Below are 16,737 nucleotides of genomic sequence, written 5' to 3' on the forward strand. Positions count from 1 at the left end.
TCACAGCACCTTCAGCGAGAGCACGCCGGGCACCGTGATCCGCTGGCCGTAGGGGTTCGCGCGGCCGCCGATCGCCAGGACCCGGTGCGGTGCGCCGGCGGTGCAGACCACCGACGACCGGCCGTGGGGCAGGAGCGTGGCGAGCAGGTGCCACGCTCCCGTGCCCAGGTCGAGGACCTCGGTCGTGCGGTCGCGCGCGATCGGGTCCTCGGCCGCCGGTTCGCTGCCGACGACCACGATCCGGTCGCCGAGCAGCGCGACGCCGGGGAGCACGCGCCGCTTGTGCATCGGGGCCACGGCTTCCCACGTGTCCGTCTCGGCGGAGTACCGCTCCACGGAGTCGAGCACGTCCTGCGGCCCGCCGGCCAGCCCGCCGGCCAGCCCGCCGATGGCGTACAGGTGGGTTTCCGTCGCGAGCAGCCGGAACCGGGTCCGGGGGGTGCGCATCGGGGCCACCGGGTCCCAGCGCTTCTCCTCCGGGTCGAAGACGAGCACCGCGTCCGAGGCGCTGTCCCCGGCGGTGCCACCCGCGACGTAGAGCAGGTCCCCGAGACCGGCGGCCGAAGCCCCGGCGAGCGGGACGGGCAGGGGTGGCGCCGGGCTCCACTCGTCGAGCTGCGGGTCGTAGCGGTCGACGGCGTCGGTGGGGCGGTCGCCGACGGTGCCGCCGGCGACGTAGACCCGGCCGCGGGCGACGCCGACGGCGTGGTCGCGACGCGGGGCCGGCAGCGGGCTGACGTGGCGCCATTCACCGCGGCCCGTCACCTTGCGGGTCTCCACGGAGCTGTGGCCGGTGGTCCCGTCGGTGCCGCCGATGACGAAGATGTCGTCGCCGGCGCGCGCCACCTCGTGGCCGAACCTGGGAGACAGCAGCGGCGGCCGGTACTTCCAGGAGTCGTTCATCGTTTCCCCACCCTCTTCGCGCGTCGCGATTCGCGGCCAGAGTCTCCGCGGCGGGGTGGTTTGTTACTGGATCTCGCCGATTCGCCGGGCCAGGTAACGGCGCTCCGCGTCGGTCGGCGCCAGCTCCAGCGCCGCCCGGTACGCCTCGGCCGCTTCGCCGGCCCGGCCCAGGCGCCGCAGGAAGTCCGCGCGCGTGGCCGGGAGCAGGTGGTAACCCGCCAGCTGCCCGCCGTCCGCGAGCGCGTCGACCAGGGTCAGGCCGGCCGACGGCCCGTCGGCCATGGCCACCGCCACCGCCCGGTTCAGCTCGACCACCGGGGACGGGTTCAGCTTCGCCACCAGCTCGTACAGCCGGGCGATCCGGGCCCAGTCCGTGTCCGCCGCGTGCGACGCCGTCGCGTGGCACGCCGCGATCGCCGCCTGCAGCTGGTACGGGCCCGGCCGGCCGAGCGCCAGCGCCTCGTCCAGGACGGCGACGCCCTCGTCGATCAGGGCGCGGTCCCAGCGGGCGCGGTCCTGCTCGGCGAGGGTGATCAGGTCGCCGTCGTCGTCGGTGCGGGTTGCGCGGCGGGCGTCGTGGAACAGCATCAACGCCAGCAGCCCGCCGGCCTCCGGCGCGTCCGGCAGCAGGCGGAGCACGACGCGCGCGAGCCGGATCGCCTCCGCCGTCAGGGCCTGGCGGACCAGGTCGGCGCCCGCGCTGGCCGAGTAGCCCTCGTTGAACAGCAGGTAGAGCACGCCGAGCACACCCGCCGTCCGTTCGGGCAGCAGCTCGGCGGGCGGGACGCGGTAGGGGATGCGAGCGTTGCGGATTTTCCGCTTGGCCCGCACGATCCGCTGCGCCATCGCCGGTTCGGGCACCAGGAACGCGCGGGCGATCTCCGGGGTCGTCAGGCCGGCGAGGGTCCGCAGCGTCAGCGCGACCTGCGCTTCCAGCGGCAGCGCGGGGTGGCAGCAGGTGAACATCAGCCGCAGCCGGTCGTCGGGGACGTCGTCGGGTTCCGGCGGCTCGTCGTCGACGGGGGCGGTGACGGCCAGCTCGCGCAGCCGGTTCGCCTCGGCGGTGCCGCGCCGCAGCCTGTCCAGGGCCCGGTTGCGGGCGGCCGTCGTCAGCCACGCCCCGGGACGGCGCGGCACGCCGTCCCGGGGCCAGGTGGCCAGCGCCTTGGCGAACGCCTCCTGGGCGCACTCCTCGGCCAGGTCCCAGTCGCCGGTGACCCGGATCAGGGCGGCGACGACGCGGCCCCACTCGGTGCGGAAGGCCTCGTCGACCGCCGTGGCGACGGACTCGGTCACTCCCACACGGGCCGCAGCTCGATCGCGCCGAACTTCGCGACCGGGTGCGCCGCGGCGACGTCGATCGCCTCGGCCAGGTCGGCGCACTCGAGGATGTCGTACCCGGCGATCTGCTCCTTCGTCTCGGCGAACGGGCCGTCCGAGACGAACGTGCCGCCGTCGCGCGGCCACAGCGTCGTCGCGTCGCCGACGGGCCGCAGCTGGTGGCCTTCGAGCCGGCGCGCGCCGGCCTCGGCGACCCAGTCGCCCGGGTCTTCTTCCGCGGTGCCGACGAGCTCGGGGTCGACGCACACCCACATCAGGAACTTCATCGCTCAGTCCTCCCAGAACGGCCGGATCTCGAGGGGAAACCGCCCGGCGGACGGGTGGGCGGACGCGATCGCGATGGCCTCGTCGAGGTCCTCGCACTCGACGACCTCGCAGCCGGCGACCCACTCCTTCGTCTCGGCGAACGGGCCGTCCGACGTCAGCCGCTGCCCGTCGCGCACCCGCACGGTGACGGCTTCGGCGGGCGGCCGCAGCAGCGTCCCCACGTGGGTGGCGCCGCGGGCTTCGACGTCCCGCAGCCAGGCGACGAACTCCGGCCGGGCGTCGATCTCGGGCGGGCTGAACAGCTCCGCGCCGTCGTCGCAGATCATCAGCATGTACCGCAAGGCTCCTCCTGGTCGTCCGATGCAGCTTCTCACCCACCCGACGCGGCGGCGGCCCGGAATCGACAGGTCCGGCGAAACTTTCTCCGGCGACCTGTCGATCCGGGCGCCGCGCCGCGCGGGTCAGCCGGTGACCGACCGCGCGCCCATCGGGACCGTCCTCGACGGGATAACGCCGATTGCAATTTGCCGTTGCTCATTTCCGTGGCGGTGTATTGGTGGGTTGCTTGCGTGCTCCGCACTGAACGATGTCCGGTGATCCTTTTCCGGAAATAACGTGTTCTCTTTTGTCGGCAACACGTTTGCGACTGCGGAAAGCGTCATCTACAGTCCGGCAGATCACGGCCATACCGGCCGGTTTCCCTGATCTGTCCAGTGTTTTCCGGGAGTGTCATGTTCCGACGCGCCTCGTTACGGCGGTTCGCTGTGCTCTTTTCCGCCGGGCTTTTGCTGGCCGGCTGCAACCAGGCGGGCGGAAGCGGTTCCGCGGGTGGCGACGTCGAGAAACCGGCCATCCGGGTCGCCATCTTCACCGCCGTCGACCTCGCGACCCTGTGGCTGGCCCAGCAAGGCGGCTACTTCAAGGCCGAAGGCCTCGACGTGCAGACCGACCTCGCCGCCAGCGGTCAGGAATCGCTGACGCGCATGACGAAGGGCCAGGACGACATCGCGTTGTCCACGTACACGTTGTTCTTCCTGGCGAAGAGCAGTGGCTCCGCCGACGTCCGGCTGGTGGCCGACGCGACTTCGGCGAGCCCGCTCAGCAACGAGGTCGTCACCGTGCCGAACTCGCCGGTGAAGACCGTGAACGACCTGGGCGGCAAGCGGATCGCGATCAGCTCGAAGAACGCCGCGTCGGACATCCTGACCCGGTCGGTGATGCGCGACCACGGCATCGACTTCAGCAAGGTGCAGTGGGTCCCGATGCCGCTGCCGGAGATGGGCGCCGCGCTGGCCCAGGGCAAGGTCGACGCCGCGTACCAGCCGGAGCCGTTCCTCACCCAGGCCGCCAAGGTGGCCGGCGCGTACCCGGTCGTCGATGCCGCCAGCGGGAGCACCCAGTCGTTCCCGCTGACCGGGTTCGGCGCCACCGGCAAGTGGGTCCAGGAGCACCCCCGGACGATGGCGGCGTTCCAGCGCGCGATGCTCAAGGCCACCCGCGACTCGGTGGACCGCGGCCGGATCGAGCCGCTGGTCGTGCGCAACGCCAAGGTGGACCAGGACGTCGCGAGCCTGATGGTGATGCCCACGTTCGGCTCGACGCTGGACGCCCGCCGCATCCAGCGCGTGCCGGACCTGCTCCAGCAGCTGGGCATCATCCAGACGAAGGTCGACGCCTCGGAGATGATCGCGCCGCAGTCCAGTAGCGGCTGATCCCGGGGGTTTCCACCGCCGAAGGCGGGTGCGCACTCTGCGCACCCGCCTTCGGTCGTTTCGCGGACGTCGCCGCTTCCCGCCGAGGCCGTGCTTCGCGAAATTTTCGGACCGGCCCGGAAGATCCGGATGTTGCCGGTTCGCACCTTGACACGGCTGGCGCCGCGCCCCACCCTCTTCATACCGACCGCGCGGTACGGACTGGTCCACATGGTGAGAACTAGAGGGGTCATCGATGACACTTCCCGGCGAGGGCCTGCTCGTGGTCGACGGCCTCACCGTGCGTTTCGGTGGTCTCACCGCGCTGCGCGACGTCCGGCTGAGCGTCGACGAGGGCACGGTCGTCGGCGTCATCGGCCCCAACGGCGGCGGCAAGACGACGCTGTTCAACGTCATCTGTGGCTTCGTCCGCCCCCAGTCCGGGCGCGTCCTCTGGCGGGGGACGCCGCTGGTCCGGCACCGCCCCGAGCACCTCGCCGGGCTCGGGATCGTCCGCACGCTGCAGGGCCTCGGCCTCTTCGCCGGGCTGACCGTGCTGGAGAACGTGCTGGCCGGCGCGGGCCGCCACGCTCGCTCCGGCGTGCTCCCGGCCCTCGCCGGTGTCGGCCGCTCGGCCCGCGACGAGGCCGACCTCGCCGACCGGGCCCGGGCGACCCTGGCGGAGCTGGGCATCGCCGACCTCGCCGACCGCCTGCCCGGCGTGCTGCCCTACGGCGTGCGCAAGCGTGTCGCGCTGGCCCGCGCGCTGGTCGCCGAACCGGACCTGCTGCTGCTCGACGAACCGGCGAGCGGGCTCTCGGCCGCCGAGCTGGTCGAGCTCACGACGTTGATCCTGTCGCTGCGGCGGCACATGGCGGTGGTGCTCGTCGAGCACCACATGGACCTGGTGATGCAGGTCTGCGACCGCGTCGTGGTCCTCAACTTCGGCGAGGTGATCGCCGCGGGCACCCCGGCCGAGATCCAGGCCGACCCCCGCGTGGCCGAGGCCTACCTCGGCGACCCCGCCGAGGAGGCGACCGGTGCTTGAGGTGCAGGGCTTTTCCGTGGCGCACAACGCAGTCCCGAAAGGCGCGGCGGTTCGGCCGGGGCGTGGCCGGGTGCTCGACGGCCTGGCGGCCGGCCTGGCCGACCCCGGGTGGCCGCGAAGGGCCCCCGCGATCCGGCCGCGACGGCGTCCGCTGCTCGACGTCGACGCGCTCCCCGCCGAGGAGGCGACCGGTGCTTGAGATCGAAGGCCTTTCCGTGGCCTACGGCGCCGTCCGCGCGCTCGACGGCGTCAGCCTGACCGTCGACCGCGGCGGCATCACCGCCGTGCTCGGCGCGAACGGCGCGGGCAAGACGACGTTGCTGCGCACGATCAGCGGCCTGCAGCCGGCCCGTGAAGGCCGGATCACCTGGGACGGCACGGAACTGCGGGGCCGGGCGCCGGACCGCATCGCGCGCGGCGGGGTCGCGCACGTGCCCGAAGGCGGTGGGGTGATCACCGAGCTGACCGTCGAGGAGAACCTCCGCCTCGGCGCGCTGTGGCGGCGGGACCGCGCCGACCGCGCCGCCGCGAAACGCGAGGTGTACGAGCTTTTCCCGCCCCTGGAAGAACGTTCGGGCAAACTCGCCGCGACGCTCTCCGGGGGCGAGCGGCAGATGCTGGCCATCGGCCGGGCGCTGATGAGCCGGCCCCAGCTGCTGCTGCTGGACGAGCCGTCGCTCGGGCTCGCGCCGCTGATCACCGCGCGGATCATGCGGATTCTGCGTGACCTGCGGGCCTCGACCGGGCTCACCGTGGTGCTCGTCGAGCAGAACGCGCACAGCGCGCTGTCGATCGCGGACAACGGGTACGTCCTCGCGCTCGGCAGCGTCGTGGCGGTCGACACCGCGGCGGAGCTGCTGGCCGACGACGGCCTCCGCCACGCCTATCTCGGCTTCTGACGCTGCTGACCATCAAACGGGAGGTGAACGGTCCGGTATGCAGGAATTCCTCGACCTGACCCTCGGCGGGATCTCCGCCGGTGCGGTCTACGCGGCCCTCGGGCTCGCGCTGGTCATCATCTACCGGGCCACCCGGGTGGTGAACTTCGCGCAGCCCGCGCTCGCCCTGATCTCGACGTACCTCGCGTACTCGGTGACCAAGGGGACGGGCAGCTACTGGCTCGGCTTCGCCGTCGCGATCGTGGCCGGGACGCTGCTGGGCGTCGTGACCGAACGGCTGCTGATCCGCCCGCTGCGCCACCGTTCCGAGCTCAGCTCGATCATCGTCACCCTCGGGCTGCTGCTGGTGCTGCAGGCGGTCGCCGGGATGATCTGGTCCAACGAGCCGCTGGCCTACCCGTACGCCTTCGATTTCGTCGGCCGGTTCTCCGCCAATGACCTCTTCGTGGTGCTGGTCGTGCTCGCGATCGCCGCGCTCGTGCTGGTGGTGTTCAAGTACACCCCGCTCGGCCTGCGGATGCGGGCGGCCGCGTTCGCCCCGGACGTCGCGCGCACGCTCGGCGTGCGGGTCGGGGTGATGCTCACCGTCGGCTGGGGGATGGCGGCGGCCGTCGGGTCGCTGGCCGGACTCCTGGCCACCCCGCCGTTCCTGTTCCCGAACGTCCTGGACGGCGTCTTCGTCTACGCGCTCACCGCGGCCGTGCTCGGCGGGCTCGACAACCCGCTGGGCACCATCGCCGGCGGGTTCGTGCTCGGCGTCGGACTGTCCTACGTGTCCGGTTACTTCGGACCGGAGACGGTGACGATCGCCGCGCTGGCCATCCTGGTGATCGTGCTGACGCTGCGGCCGGCCGGGCTGTTCGGCCGCGCGAAGGCGAGGCGGGTGTGAGCGTGCGCACGAGTCTCCCGGAGGCCCCGGCCGGTTCGCCCGCCCGCGCGGGGAAGCGCCGGCTGCCGCCCCTGGTCCTGCACATCCTGGCCGCGCTGGGCGCGCTCGCCGTCGTCGTGGTGCTCTCCCTGGTCACCGACGAGTTCACCAACCTGCGGATCGCGACCGTCGGCTACTACCTGATCGCGGTGGCCGGGCTGACGCTGCTGACCGGCCTCACCGGGCAGGTTTCCCTGGGCCACGGCGCGTTCATGTTCATCGGCGCGTACACCGTCGCGCTGCTGGTGCGCCGGGTCCCGGCGTTCCCGCTGTGGGCCGATCTGCTGCTCGCCGCGGCCGCGGGCGGTCTCGGCGGGCTGCTGGCCGGGGCCGCCGCGGCCCGGCTGCGCGGGCCGTACCTCGCCGGGGCGACGCTCGCGCTGGCCGTCGGCCTGCCCGCGCTGACCCGCCGGTTCCAGGATTTCCTTGGCGGCAGCAACGGGTTGAGCTTCACCGTCCACAGCAGACCGGCCGGCCTGGTCGGCGTGGTGCCGGAACTGCGCTGGCAAACCTGGATCGTCTGGCTCAGCGTGCTCATCGCGCTGGTGTTCGTGGTGAACGTCGTGCGCGGCAAGCTCGGCCGGACCTTCCGCGCCGTCCGCGACGACGAGGTCGCCGCTTCGCTGAGCGGGATCCACGTCGGGCGCACGAAGATCCTGGCGTTCCTCATCAGCGCCGTGTGCGGCGGGCTCGCCGGTGGCCTGCAGGCGTTCCTGCTCGGCACCGCCGCGCCCGGCTCGTTCACCCCCGCGCTGTCGCTGAGCCTGCTGGCCGCCGTGGTGCTCGGCGGGCTCGGGTCGCTCTGGGGCGCGCTGTGGGGCGCGATCGCGCTCGTCTACTTCCAGGCGTGGTCCGAAGACCTCGCCGACGCCCTGCACCTGAACACCGACGTGGCCAACAACCTCCCGCTCGCGGTGTACGGCGTGATCCTCATCGTCGTCGTGCTCGCCTTCCCGCGCGGCATCCAGGGCGGTTTCAGCCGGCTGCGAGGACTTCTCCGTCGATCCGCCGAGCAAAAGGAGACCCATGAGAAGCACTAGAACCGTCGCGGGAATCGCGGTCCTGGCCTTGGCGCTGAGCGCGTGCGGCGGTGCGGGGGAGTCCGACACCAGCGGCACGCAGGCCGCGGACTCGGCGGTCGGCGTCACCAAGGACTCCGTGGTGATCGGCACCCACCAGCCGCTCACCGGCCCGGCCGCGCCCGGGTACAGCAAGATCTCCGTCGGCGCCCGCGCGGTGTACCAGGCGATCAACGACGGCGGCGGGATCAACGGCCGCAAGATCGATTACAAGGTCGAGGACGACGGCTACAACCCGACCAAGACCGTCGAGGTCGTCAAGAAGCTCGTGCTGCAGGACAAGGTGTTCGCGATCGTCGGCGGCCTCGGCACGCCGACGCACTCCAAGGTCGTCGACTACCTGAACACCGAAGGCGTGCCGGACCTGCTGGTGTCGTCGGGCGCGCTCGCCTGGGACAACCCGCAGAAGGCGCCGATGACCTTCGGGTACCAGGTGGACTACACGCGTGAGGGCAAGATCCAGGGCAAGTACGTCAAGGACACCTTCGCGGGCAAGAAGGTCGGGTACTTCACCCAGAACGACGACGTCGGCCGCGACACCCAGGCCGGGCTCGACCAGTTCATCAAGGACCAGACGGTCGCCAAGCAGGGCTACGACAGCGCCAACACCGACGTCACGCCGCAGCTGTCCGCGCTCAAGGCGGCCGGCGCGGAGATCGTGGTGTGCGAGTGCATCCCGGCGTTCACCGCGCTGTCCATCCTGGCCGCGGCGAAGATCGGCTACAAGCCGCAGTTCGTCGTCAGCAGCATCGGCGCCGACCCGGCGACGCTTTCCGTTCTGCTGCAGGACTTCGCCAAGCGCGGCGGCGCGAGCGTGTCGAGCGCGCAGCTGCTCAACGGGCTGATCGGCACCGGCTACCTGCCCGACGTCGCGCAGACGTCCGACCCGTGGGTCGCCTACTTCAAGGGCATCCACGACAAGTACATCCCGAAGGAGCCGCTCACCAACACGCTCTTCTACGGCATGGTGCAGGCCTACACGTTCGGCCAGGCGCTGAAGGCCGCCGGGCCGGACCCGACGCGCAAGAAGATCGTCGACGCGATGAGCTCCGGCTCGCTCAAGGGACCGGGCCTGACGCCGTTCGGGTTCTCGAAGGACTCGCACTCGGGGTACACCGGCGCGTACGTGTTCAAGATCAACCCGGACACGACCACGACGGTGATCCAGCAACCGGCCGTCACCGACCGGGGCACCGGCGCGATCACGCCGTACAGCGGCGAACGCGCCACCCCCGACCAGGTGAACCTGCTGGGGAAGTAGAGGAACGTGGGCCGGCTCGCGGCGCCGCGCGAGCCTACCCACCCTCACTTAAGGTGAAGACATGGCGGTCAGGGAAAAGGTCATGCGGGCCGCGGTGCGGTTGTTCGCCGAGAAGGGGTTCGAGGCCACGACGGTCCGCGAGATCGTCGAGACGGCCGGCGTCACCAAAGGTGGCCTGTACCACTACTTCGAGTCCAAAGACGACCTGCTGTTCGAGATCTACAGCGCGATGCTGCGGATGCAGACCCAGCGGATGCGGACCATCGCCGAATCGGACATGCCGCTGCCGGAACGGTTGCACGCCATCATCGCCGACGTCGTGGTGACGTCCATTGCGGACCTCGACGCGGCGACCGTGTTCTTCCAGTCGTTCCCGCTGCTCGAAAAGTCCAAACAGGTCCAGGTGCGTGCCGAGCGCCGGCTTTACCACGAGCGGGTGCGCGACCTCGTCGAGGAAGGCCAGCGAGCGGGCGTCTTCCGCGAAGACGTCCCGGCCGACCTGGTCATCAACTACCACTACGGCGCGATCCACCGCCTCGGCATGTGGTACCACGCCGAGGGCGAGCTGTCGGGTGAGCAGGTGGGCGAGCACTTCGCCAACCTGATGCTGCGCAGCCTCCGCGCGGAGCCGCCGATGGCCGGGTAGGCCGGGCCTATCGTGGACGGCATGCACATCGTGGCCGTCCTCGCGCCGGACCGGGTCGTCCCCTTCGACCTGGCGACGCCGATCGAGGTGTTCTCCCGGACGCTGCTGCCGAGCGGGCGCCGCGGGTACGAGGTCCGGATCTGCGGCGCGAGCCCCGAGGTCGACGCGGGCGCGTTCACCCTGCGGCCGCCGTTCGGCCTCGACGGGCTCGACGACGCCGACACCGTGATCGTGCCGGGCCGTGACGCGAACCCGCCGGTGGCTCTCGAAGTGCTCGACGCGCTGCGGCGGGCCGCCGCGAGGGGCGCGCGGATCGCGTCGATCTGCTCGGGTGCGTTCATCCTGGCCGAGACCGGCCTGCTCGACGGTCTCCGCGCGACCACGCACTGGGCCGGCGCGGCCGAGCTGGCCCGGCGGCACCCGGCGATCGACGTCGACCCGGACGTCCTCTACGTCGACAACGGCCGGTTCCTGACGTCCGCGGGCGCGGCGGCCGGGCTGGACCTGTGCCTGCACCTGATCCGCCGCGACCACGGCTCGGCGGTGGCGGCCGACGCGGCCCGGCTGTCGGTGATGCCCCTGGAGCGCGAAGGTGGCCAGGCCCAGTTCATCGTCCACGACCAGCCCCCGGCCCCGCGCGGCTCGGCGCTGGAGCCGGTGCTGACGTGGATGGAGGAGAACTGCGCGAAGGAGCTGACCCTCGAAGACGTCGCCGTGTACGCCGGGATGAGCACGAGGACGCTCAACCGCCGCTTCCGCGAGCAGACCGGCACGACGCCGCTGCAGTGGCTGCTACGGGTCCGCGTCCGGCGCGCGCAGCACCTCCTGGAGGCGACGGACTACGCGGTGGACCGGATAGCGGGCGAGGTGGGCTTCGGCTCACCGACGGCGTTCCGGGAGCGGTTCAAGCGAGTCGTCGGAACAAGCCCGAACACCTACCGGGCCAGCTTCCGCGCCGGCTGAGCGCCGCGACGCGGTCGTAGTCAGTCCGCGCTGCGCAGGAGGAAGTCCCGGGTCGAGCCCATGCCGTACTTGTCCACCGGGCTCGACAGTGCCGCTACCTCCCGCAGCACCGGCCGGATGTCGACGCCGTCGGCGCGCGCCGCGGTGCAGAGGGCGTTGAGCGCCACGAGTTCGTCGCGCGGGTCGGCGCCCTGGTCGCAGGCCGAGATGTGCAGCAGCCGGGTGCGGAAGTCCGCGTCGGGCAGGGACACCGCCCAGCGGAACGACGGGTACCGCTCGAACAGCGCGCGGACCTCGGCCCGGGCGTCGTCGTCGCCGGTCGCGTAGTGCTCCGGCAGGGCGCGCAGGACTTCCCGCGCGCCGGGCGGGAGGACCACCTCGAACGGCTTCCCGTCGTACGGGGCGTTCGCGATCGGTGCCAGGACGGCGTCCACGCGTGCGACTTCCTGCTCGAACACGGGCCCACGGTATCGTCGGACGCATGTCGAGCCCCGAAGCGTCCAGGACCGGGCTGTCGGTCACCCCGGCAGCCCGGTAGCTCGCTCGCACGGGCCCGCGCGCCCGGGTGACCACGAAGTCGTCTGCCGATCTCGTGATCCCTGGAGCCTGTTGTGTCCTTTCCTGTCTGCTTCCTCGCCCTGGCCGTGTTCGCCATGGGCACGTCCGAGTTCATGCTCGCCGGGCTGGTGCCCGACATCGCCGGCGCGCTGGGGATTTCCCCGGCGCAGGCCGGTTTCCTGACGTCCGCGTTCGCCGTCGGCCTGGTCGTCGGCGCGCCGTTGATGGCCGCCGTGGCCCGTTCGTGGCGGCGTCGCACGGCGTTGCTGGGGTTCCTCGCGGTGTTCGTCGCGACGCACGTCGTCGGCGGCCTCACCGGATCGTTCGCCGTGCTGCTGGTGACGCGGGCGGTGGCCGCGGTGGCCTACGCGGGCTTCCTCGCCGTCGCGCTGACCGCGGCGGCCGGTCTCGTGCCACCGGACCGGACGGGCCGCGCGCTGGCCGTCCTGCTCGGCGGCACGACGCTCGCCTGCGTCGCCGGCATTCCCGGCGGCGCGCTGCTGAGCGCCGCGTTCGGCTGGCGCGCGGCGTTCTGGGCCGTCGCGCTGCTCTGCGTGCCGGCGGTCGCGGGAGTCGCGCGGATCCCCGGCACTCCCGCGACCGCGAAGCCGTCCGGGCTGCGTGAGGAACTCGCCCAGCTGCGACGACCGCCGCTCGCCGGGACGCTCCTGCTCGGTGCCCTGGTCAACGCGGCCACGTTCGGCGTCTTCACGGCCTTGGCGCCGCTGGCCGCCGGGATCGCGCCGGTGCCGCTGGTCCTCGCGATCTTCGGCATCGGCTGCTTCGCCGGCGTGACCGCGGCGGGCCGGCTCGCCGACCGGTGGCCCGGCCGGGTCGTCGCGATCGGCGGGCTCCTGCTGCTCGCGGGCTGGGTCGTGCTGGCGCTGGTCCCGGCCGCGTTGCCCGTACTGGCCTTCACACAGGGCGCGTTGTCGTTCGCCGTCGGAGGCACGGTGATCGCGCGGATCCTGCGGCTGGCCGCGGGCGCGCCGACGATGGCGGGGTCGTACGCGACGGCGGCGCTGAACGTCGGCGCCGCCGCCGGCCCGGTGCTCGGGGCGGTTGCGGCGCCGGTCTGGACGGCCGTCGTCCTGATCGCGCTCGCTCAGGTGGTCGCGCTGATGTGCAGGACCGCGTCGGCGCCGTCGAGGACCTCGGGGGTGAGCGGGAAGTAGCCCGTCTCCGGGATCGCGTCCGTGCGCGTGCGGCCGGGCTCGACCGCGCGCACCAGGCCCCAGCCGTCGACGCGGTCCTGCAGCGACGCCTCGTAGGTCTCCGGCTCGGGCTCCCCAAGCCGGAGCGCCCCGCTGCGCCCGACGCTCCCGGCGACGAAGACGTACCGCTCGCCCAGCAACGACCCCACGATGGCGCCGGCGCCGGACCACACGAGGTTCGCCACCGCCGAGTTCCAGGTGCTCGTGCCGCGCTGCAGGTGGCTGTTGTGGGCGAACACCATCGTCGGCCCCCGCCGGTCTTCGAGGTCGCGGATGTCGAGGAGGTTCCGCGCCATGATCGCGTCGCGGGTGCCGCTGAGGCGCGAATACCGTTCGGCGCCGTCGATCGCCGCCTGCTTGTGGTAGCGCAGCAGGCCGAGCCCGGCGGTGAGGTGCGTCCGCGCGCGGACCCACTCGGCGCGCGAGGTCGCCGCGATCCGCTCCGGCGCGCGGCTGTAGAGCGTGGTCAGCAGGTCGTCGGCGAGCGCGCGCAGGGCGTCGGCCGCCGGCGTGGCGCCGGGAGAAGCCGCCGCGTCCATCACGGCCTCCGTGCGGCTCCACCGGTCGTCGTCGCCGGCGAGGCTCGCGACGTCGACGTCGAGGCCCAGGTAGTCGCGGGCGTGTTCGAGGTAGCGCCGCGGGCTGGGCGCGCTCATCATCTCGGTGGACGCGTCGAAACCGTGGAACGCCAGGCGTTCCGCGGCCGGGAGGGGCTCGTTGTGCTCACGCATCCAGGCGACCAGCCGCCGGTTGGCGTCCAGCTCGCCGAAGCTGTGCGAGAAGCCTTCCTTCATCGCGGTGTCGAGGGTGCCGGCGCCGTCGCGGACGAAGCCGTCCACGGCGAGCGCGGCCACCCGGTCGGTCTCGAGGGCGATCGAGCGGAAGCCGTGGCCGGCCAGCTGGGCGAAGAGTGCGTTGCGCCGCAAGGGAAACGCCGGTTCCTGGTGCGACGGCTCGCCGTAGCCCAGCAGGGTGCACGACGCAGGGGCGAAGTCTCGGATGTCCTGACTCATGAGGCTCAAGCGTATCGTTGAAAGAACGGTTGAGACCTGGTCGAAGCCGGACGCGGTAAAGTCTCAACCCGATGAGACCCGCCGACCTGGCCCGCGAGCACGGGCTCTCGACCCAGGCCGTCCGCAACTACGAGGCCGGCGGCTTCCTCCCGCCCGCGGACCGCACGCCGAGCGGCTACCGGGTCTACACCGGGACGCACGCGGCCGCGTTGCGCGCCTACCTGGCCCTGATCAGGGGATACGGCCACCCGACGGCCGGTCGCGTGATGCTCGCGCTGCACGACGACCACCTCGACGAGGCCCTGCTGGCCATCGACCGCGGCCACGCCCGGCTGCTGCGCGACCGCGAAACCCTCGGCTCGGTGCGCCGCGCCGTGGGCGACCTGACGGCGGAACCCGCGCCGGACCCCGGCGCGCGGACGATCGGCGAGCTGGCGCACCGGCTGCGCGTCACGCCGGCGACCCTGCGCAACTGGGAGCAGGCCGGCATCCTGGCGCCCGCGCGCGACGCCGCGGGCTACCGCGTCTACCGCGCGGAGGACGTCCGCGACGCCGACCTCGCCCACCTCCTGCGCCGCGGCGGCTACCCGCTGGGGCACATCGCCACGGTGGTCGAGCAGATCCGGACGGCCGGCGGCACCGAGGAGCTGTCCCGCGCGCTGGCCGGCTGGCAGGCGCGGCTCACGGCCCAGGGCGTCGCCATGCTCGACGCGTCGGCCCGCCTCGGCGACTACCTGGCCTTGCGGCGGCGGACGTAGTGGGTGATCAGCAGGACGGTGCAGACCAGGGCGACCGAGCCGGCGACCATGCGGAGGGTGAAATCCAGTCCGGTCGCGGAACCGATGGCGTTGGTTCCGGCGCTGACGGCGAGGACCACCCAGAGGACCGGAACGATGGTGCGGGCGGGGGCGATGGTGTTGTTTTCCATGGCCAGAACGCTAAAGCGGCGCGGCGGCCGGTTCACTGGCCTGCGCACCCGGAATCGGGGTAGCGCCTGCACTACCGCCGAGCGTCAGCTGTCGCGGCCGAGGTAGGCGAGCACGGCCAGCACCCGCCGGTGGCCACCCTCGTCCGAGGGCAGGTCGAGCTTCTGGAAGATGTTGCGGATGTGCTTGAGCACCGCGCCGTCGCTGACGACCAGCAGTTCGGCAATGGTGCCGTTGTTGTAGCCCTCGGCCATCAGCGCCAGCACCTCGCGCTCGCGCGCGGTGAGCGCGTCCAGGGGGTCCTTCGCGCGGCTGCGGGCCATCAGCTGGCCGATCACCTCGGGGTCCATCGCGGTGCCGCCCTTCGCGACGCGCTGCAGCGCGTCGAGGAACCGCTCGACCTTGCCGACCCGCTCCTTGAGCAGGTAGCCGACCCCGCCGACGCCGTCGGCCAGCAGTTCGACCGCGTAGCTCGTCTCGACGTGGGCCGAGAGCACCAGCACCGGCAGGCCCGGGTGGATCTCGCGGGCCCGGACGGCGGCGCGCAACCCCTCGTCGCGGTGCGTCGGCGGCATGCGCACGTCCATCACGACGGCGTCCGGCCGGTCCTTTTCGACGAACTCGAGGAAGTCCTCGGCGTTGTCGAACGACGCGGCCACCTCGATGCCCGACGTCTTCAGCAGCAGCGAAAGTCCTTCGCGCAACAGGGCGTCGTCCTCGGCGATCACGACCCGCATGGCAGCTCCACTCGCAGCTCGGTCGGCCCACCGGGTGGGCTGGTCAGGGTGAGGGTCCCGTCGAAGGCCTCGGCGCGCCGCCGGATGCCGGCGAGCCCGCTGCCGCCGGTCTCCACGGCGCCGCCGCGGCCGTCGTCGCGGATGTCGATGGTCAGCAGGCCCGCGGGGCCGCCGAGGGTGATCTCGATCTTCGACGCGTCGGCGTGCTTGGTCACGTTGGCCAGCGCCTCGGCCACGACGAAGTACGCGGCGGCCTCGACCGCGGCAGGCCGTCCGGCGTCGTTCTCGACGGTGAGCGCGACCGGCACCGGGCTGCGTTCGCCGAGGGCGCGCACCGCGCCGGCCAGCCCGCGTTCGCTCAGCAGCGGCGGGTAGATGCTGCGCACGACGGTCCGCAGTTCGGCCAGCGCGTCGGTCGCGGTGTCCTGCGCCTTGACCAGCAGGTCCCGCACGGTGTCCGGGTCCCGCTCGTACAGCTGCCCGGCGATGCCCAGCTGGAGCACGACGGCGGCGATCCGCGCCTGCGTGCCGTCGTGCAGGTCACGCTCGATGCGGCGCAGTTCGGCACCGTGCGCCTCCAGGGCGGCGGCCCGGGTCGCGGTCAGTTCGGCGACGCGGTCGGCCAGGACGACGCCCGCGCCGGGCTTGAGCAGCGACCGCGCGGTACGGGCCTGCCAGCGCGCGACCACCGGCGCGAGGAACAACGTCACCGCGGCCATCACGACGCCGCTGAGCACGGCCAGCCCGGCGGTCGGCCACGAGTGCACGAGGATCCCCATCGACGCCTCGATCCCGCCGGGCACCGCCGGCCAGACGGCGGCCGTGACGACCTGCTGGACCGCGCCGAGCGGCAGGCCGATCGCCATCGCGCCGATGAGCATCCCGGTCGCGGCGTGGATCGCCAGCCACGCGACGTCGCGGCGCGTTGCCGGGTCGGTCACGGGGTTGCCGTCGCGGTAGGGCTCGGGGATCGGCTCGCCGAGCGCGCGGGCGGCCCGGCGGCGATCGAGCCGGACGACCTTGCGCGACAGCCGGATCGCGGGCGCCACCGACGGGATCCCGATGCCGAACGGGCACAGCACGAGCACGACGAGCAGCCCGACGAGGGCGAAGATCGACAACAGCGACGTCGCCGCCCCGGCCAGCAGGTAGCGCACCGCCGACCAGCAGGCACGCAAGCGGGTCGTCACGCCGTCAGTGTCCCACCGAGGCGCACCCCACCGCCGTGGTGGTGCAGGCGCTACCCCGGATCCACCTCCCCAC

Annotated in this window: 20 protein-coding genes; 11 read left to right on the top strand and 9 right to left on the bottom strand. The window is 72.6% G+C overall.

The features are described 5' to 3' along the window. The 4 genes from MUY22_RS19545 to MUY22_RS19560 all read right to left on the bottom strand — a co-directional run bounded on the left by MUY22_RS19545 (position 1) and on the right by MUY22_RS19560 (position 2,843). Positions 1 to 903: a kelch repeat-containing protein gene (locus MUY22_RS19545; protein ID WP_247061474.1), complete on the bottom strand. Its 903-nt coding sequence runs from the start codon at positions 901 to 903 to the stop codon at positions 1 to 3. A 63-nt stretch (positions 904 to 966) separates the two neighbouring features. Continuing rightward, positions 967 to 2,199 (bottom strand): RNA polymerase sigma factor, encoded by a 1,233-nt coding sequence (locus MUY22_RS19550; RefSeq protein WP_247061475.1) that lies wholly within the window; start codon positions 2,197 to 2,199, stop codon positions 967 to 969. Beyond that, positions 2,196 to 2,510, bottom strand: a complete 315-nt coding sequence (locus MUY22_RS19555; protein ID WP_247061477.1) for a YciI family protein — start codon at positions 2,508 to 2,510, stop codon at positions 2,196 to 2,198. Before MUY22_RS19555 ends, MUY22_RS19550 begins: the two co-directional genes overlap by 4 nt. Before the next feature lie 3 nt (positions 2,511 to 2,513). Next, on the bottom strand, positions 2,514 to 2,843 hold the full coding sequence (locus MUY22_RS19560; protein ID WP_247064005.1) for a YciI family protein: 330 nt from the start codon (positions 2,841 to 2,843) through the stop codon (positions 2,514 to 2,516). Between the two features lie 399 nt (positions 2,844 to 3,242). Between MUY22_RS19560 and MUY22_RS19565 the strand changes: the two genes are divergently transcribed. The 9 genes from MUY22_RS19565 (at position 3,243) to MUY22_RS19605 (ending at position 11,026) form a co-directional block, all read left to right on the top strand. Then, positions 3,243 to 4,223: an ABC transporter substrate-binding protein gene (locus tag MUY22_RS19565; RefSeq protein WP_247061479.1), complete on the top strand. Its 981-nt coding sequence runs from the start codon at positions 3,243 to 3,245 to the stop codon at positions 4,221 to 4,223. A 235-nt stretch (positions 4,224 to 4,458) separates the two neighbouring features. Then, positions 4,459 to 5,250: an ABC transporter ATP-binding protein gene (locus MUY22_RS19570; protein WP_247061481.1), complete on the top strand. Its 792-nt coding sequence runs from the start codon at positions 4,459 to 4,461 to the stop codon at positions 5,248 to 5,250. Next, positions 5,243 to 5,449 (top strand): hypothetical protein, encoded by a 207-nt coding sequence (locus tag MUY22_RS19575; protein WP_247061482.1) that lies wholly within the window; start codon positions 5,243 to 5,245, stop codon positions 5,447 to 5,449. Before MUY22_RS19570 ends, MUY22_RS19575 begins: the two co-directional genes overlap by 8 nt. Continuing rightward, positions 5,442 to 6,149: an ABC transporter ATP-binding protein gene (locus MUY22_RS19580; RefSeq protein ID WP_247061484.1), complete on the top strand. Its 708-nt coding sequence runs from the start codon at positions 5,442 to 5,444 to the stop codon at positions 6,147 to 6,149. The genes MUY22_RS19575 and MUY22_RS19580 overlap by 8 nt, the downstream gene beginning before the upstream one ends. A gap of 37 nt (positions 6,150 to 6,186) precedes the next feature. After that, the gene (locus tag MUY22_RS19585) at positions 6,187 to 7,038 is read left to right on the top strand and encodes a branched-chain amino acid ABC transporter permease (protein ID WP_247061486.1); all 852 of its coding nucleotides are present in this window, start codon (positions 6,187 to 6,189) and stop codon (positions 7,036 to 7,038) included. 2 nt (positions 7,039 to 7,040) lie between these two features. Next, positions 7,041 to 8,117 carry a branched-chain amino acid ABC transporter permease gene (locus tag MUY22_RS19590; protein ID WP_247061488.1) on the top strand — a complete coding sequence of 359 codons (1,077 nt, stop codon included), beginning with the start codon at positions 7,041 to 7,043 and terminating at the stop codon, positions 8,115 to 8,117. Further along, positions 8,104 to 9,417: an ABC transporter substrate-binding protein gene (locus MUY22_RS19595; RefSeq protein WP_247061489.1), complete on the top strand. Its 1,314-nt coding sequence runs from the start codon at positions 8,104 to 8,106 to the stop codon at positions 9,415 to 9,417. The genes MUY22_RS19590 and MUY22_RS19595 overlap by 14 nt, the downstream gene beginning before the upstream one ends. Positions 9,418 to 9,478: 61 nt before the next feature. Next, complete coding sequence (locus MUY22_RS19600) at positions 9,479 to 10,063, top strand: TetR/AcrR family transcriptional regulator (protein ID WP_247061490.1); 585 nt, start codon at positions 9,479 to 9,481, stop codon at positions 10,061 to 10,063. 21 nt (positions 10,064 to 10,084) lie between these two features. After that, positions 10,085 to 11,026 (top strand): GlxA family transcriptional regulator, encoded by a 942-nt coding sequence (locus tag MUY22_RS19605; protein ID WP_247061491.1) that lies wholly within the window; start codon positions 10,085 to 10,087, stop codon positions 11,024 to 11,026. A 20-nt stretch (positions 11,027 to 11,046) separates the two neighbouring features. Here MUY22_RS19605 and MUY22_RS19610 read toward each other — a convergent pair whose 3' ends face one another. After that, positions 11,047 to 11,484, bottom strand: coding sequence for a hypothetical protein (locus MUY22_RS19610; protein ID WP_247061492.1), 438 nt, complete (start codon positions 11,482 to 11,484; stop codon positions 11,047 to 11,049). A 153-nt stretch (positions 11,485 to 11,637) separates the two neighbouring features. On the opposite strand from MUY22_RS19610, the gene MUY22_RS19615 reads away from it, so the two are divergent. Next, positions 11,638 to 12,759 (top strand): Cmx/CmrA family chloramphenicol efflux MFS transporter, encoded by a 1,122-nt coding sequence (locus tag MUY22_RS19615; RefSeq protein WP_247061493.1) that lies wholly within the window; start codon positions 11,638 to 11,640, stop codon positions 12,757 to 12,759. On the opposite strand, the gene MUY22_RS19620 is transcribed toward MUY22_RS19615, so the two are convergent. Beyond that, on the bottom strand, positions 12,690 to 13,811 hold the full coding sequence (locus MUY22_RS19620; protein ID WP_247061494.1) for an erythromycin esterase family protein: 1,122 nt from the start codon (positions 13,809 to 13,811) through the stop codon (positions 12,690 to 12,692). The two genes, MUY22_RS19615 and MUY22_RS19620, sit on opposite strands and share 70 nt — an antisense overlap. 71 nt (positions 13,812 to 13,882) lie before the next feature. Between MUY22_RS19620 and MUY22_RS19625 the strand changes: the two genes are divergently transcribed. Continuing rightward, the gene (locus MUY22_RS19625; RefSeq protein ID WP_247061495.1) at positions 13,883 to 14,569 is read left to right on the top strand and encodes a TioE family transcriptional regulator; all 687 of its coding nucleotides are present in this window, start codon (positions 13,883 to 13,885) and stop codon (positions 14,567 to 14,569) included. Here the strand turns inward: MUY22_RS19625 and MUY22_RS19630 are convergent. From MUY22_RS19630 to MUY22_RS19640, 3 genes are all read right to left on the bottom strand, one after another. Continuing rightward, the gene (locus MUY22_RS19630; RefSeq protein ID WP_247061496.1) at positions 14,542 to 14,739 is read right to left on the bottom strand and encodes a hypothetical protein; all 198 of its coding nucleotides are present in this window, start codon (positions 14,737 to 14,739) and stop codon (positions 14,542 to 14,544) included. The two genes, MUY22_RS19625 and MUY22_RS19630, sit on opposite strands and share 28 nt — an antisense overlap. A gap of 84 nt (positions 14,740 to 14,823) precedes the next feature. Then, complete coding sequence (locus MUY22_RS19635; RefSeq protein WP_247061497.1) at positions 14,824 to 15,474, bottom strand: response regulator transcription factor; 651 nt, start codon at positions 15,472 to 15,474, stop codon at positions 14,824 to 14,826. After that, positions 15,462 to 16,664, bottom strand: a complete 1,203-nt coding sequence (locus tag MUY22_RS19640; RefSeq protein WP_247061498.1) for a sensor histidine kinase — start codon at positions 16,662 to 16,664, stop codon at positions 15,462 to 15,464. Before MUY22_RS19640 ends, MUY22_RS19635 begins: the two co-directional genes overlap by 13 nt. Between the last annotated feature and the right edge of the window lie 73 nt (positions 16,665 to 16,737).

The organism is Amycolatopsis sp. WQ 127309, assembly GCF_023023025.1.
In the GTDB taxonomy this organism is placed as follows: Bacteria; Actinomycetota; Actinomycetes; order Mycobacteriales; family Pseudonocardiaceae; genus Amycolatopsis.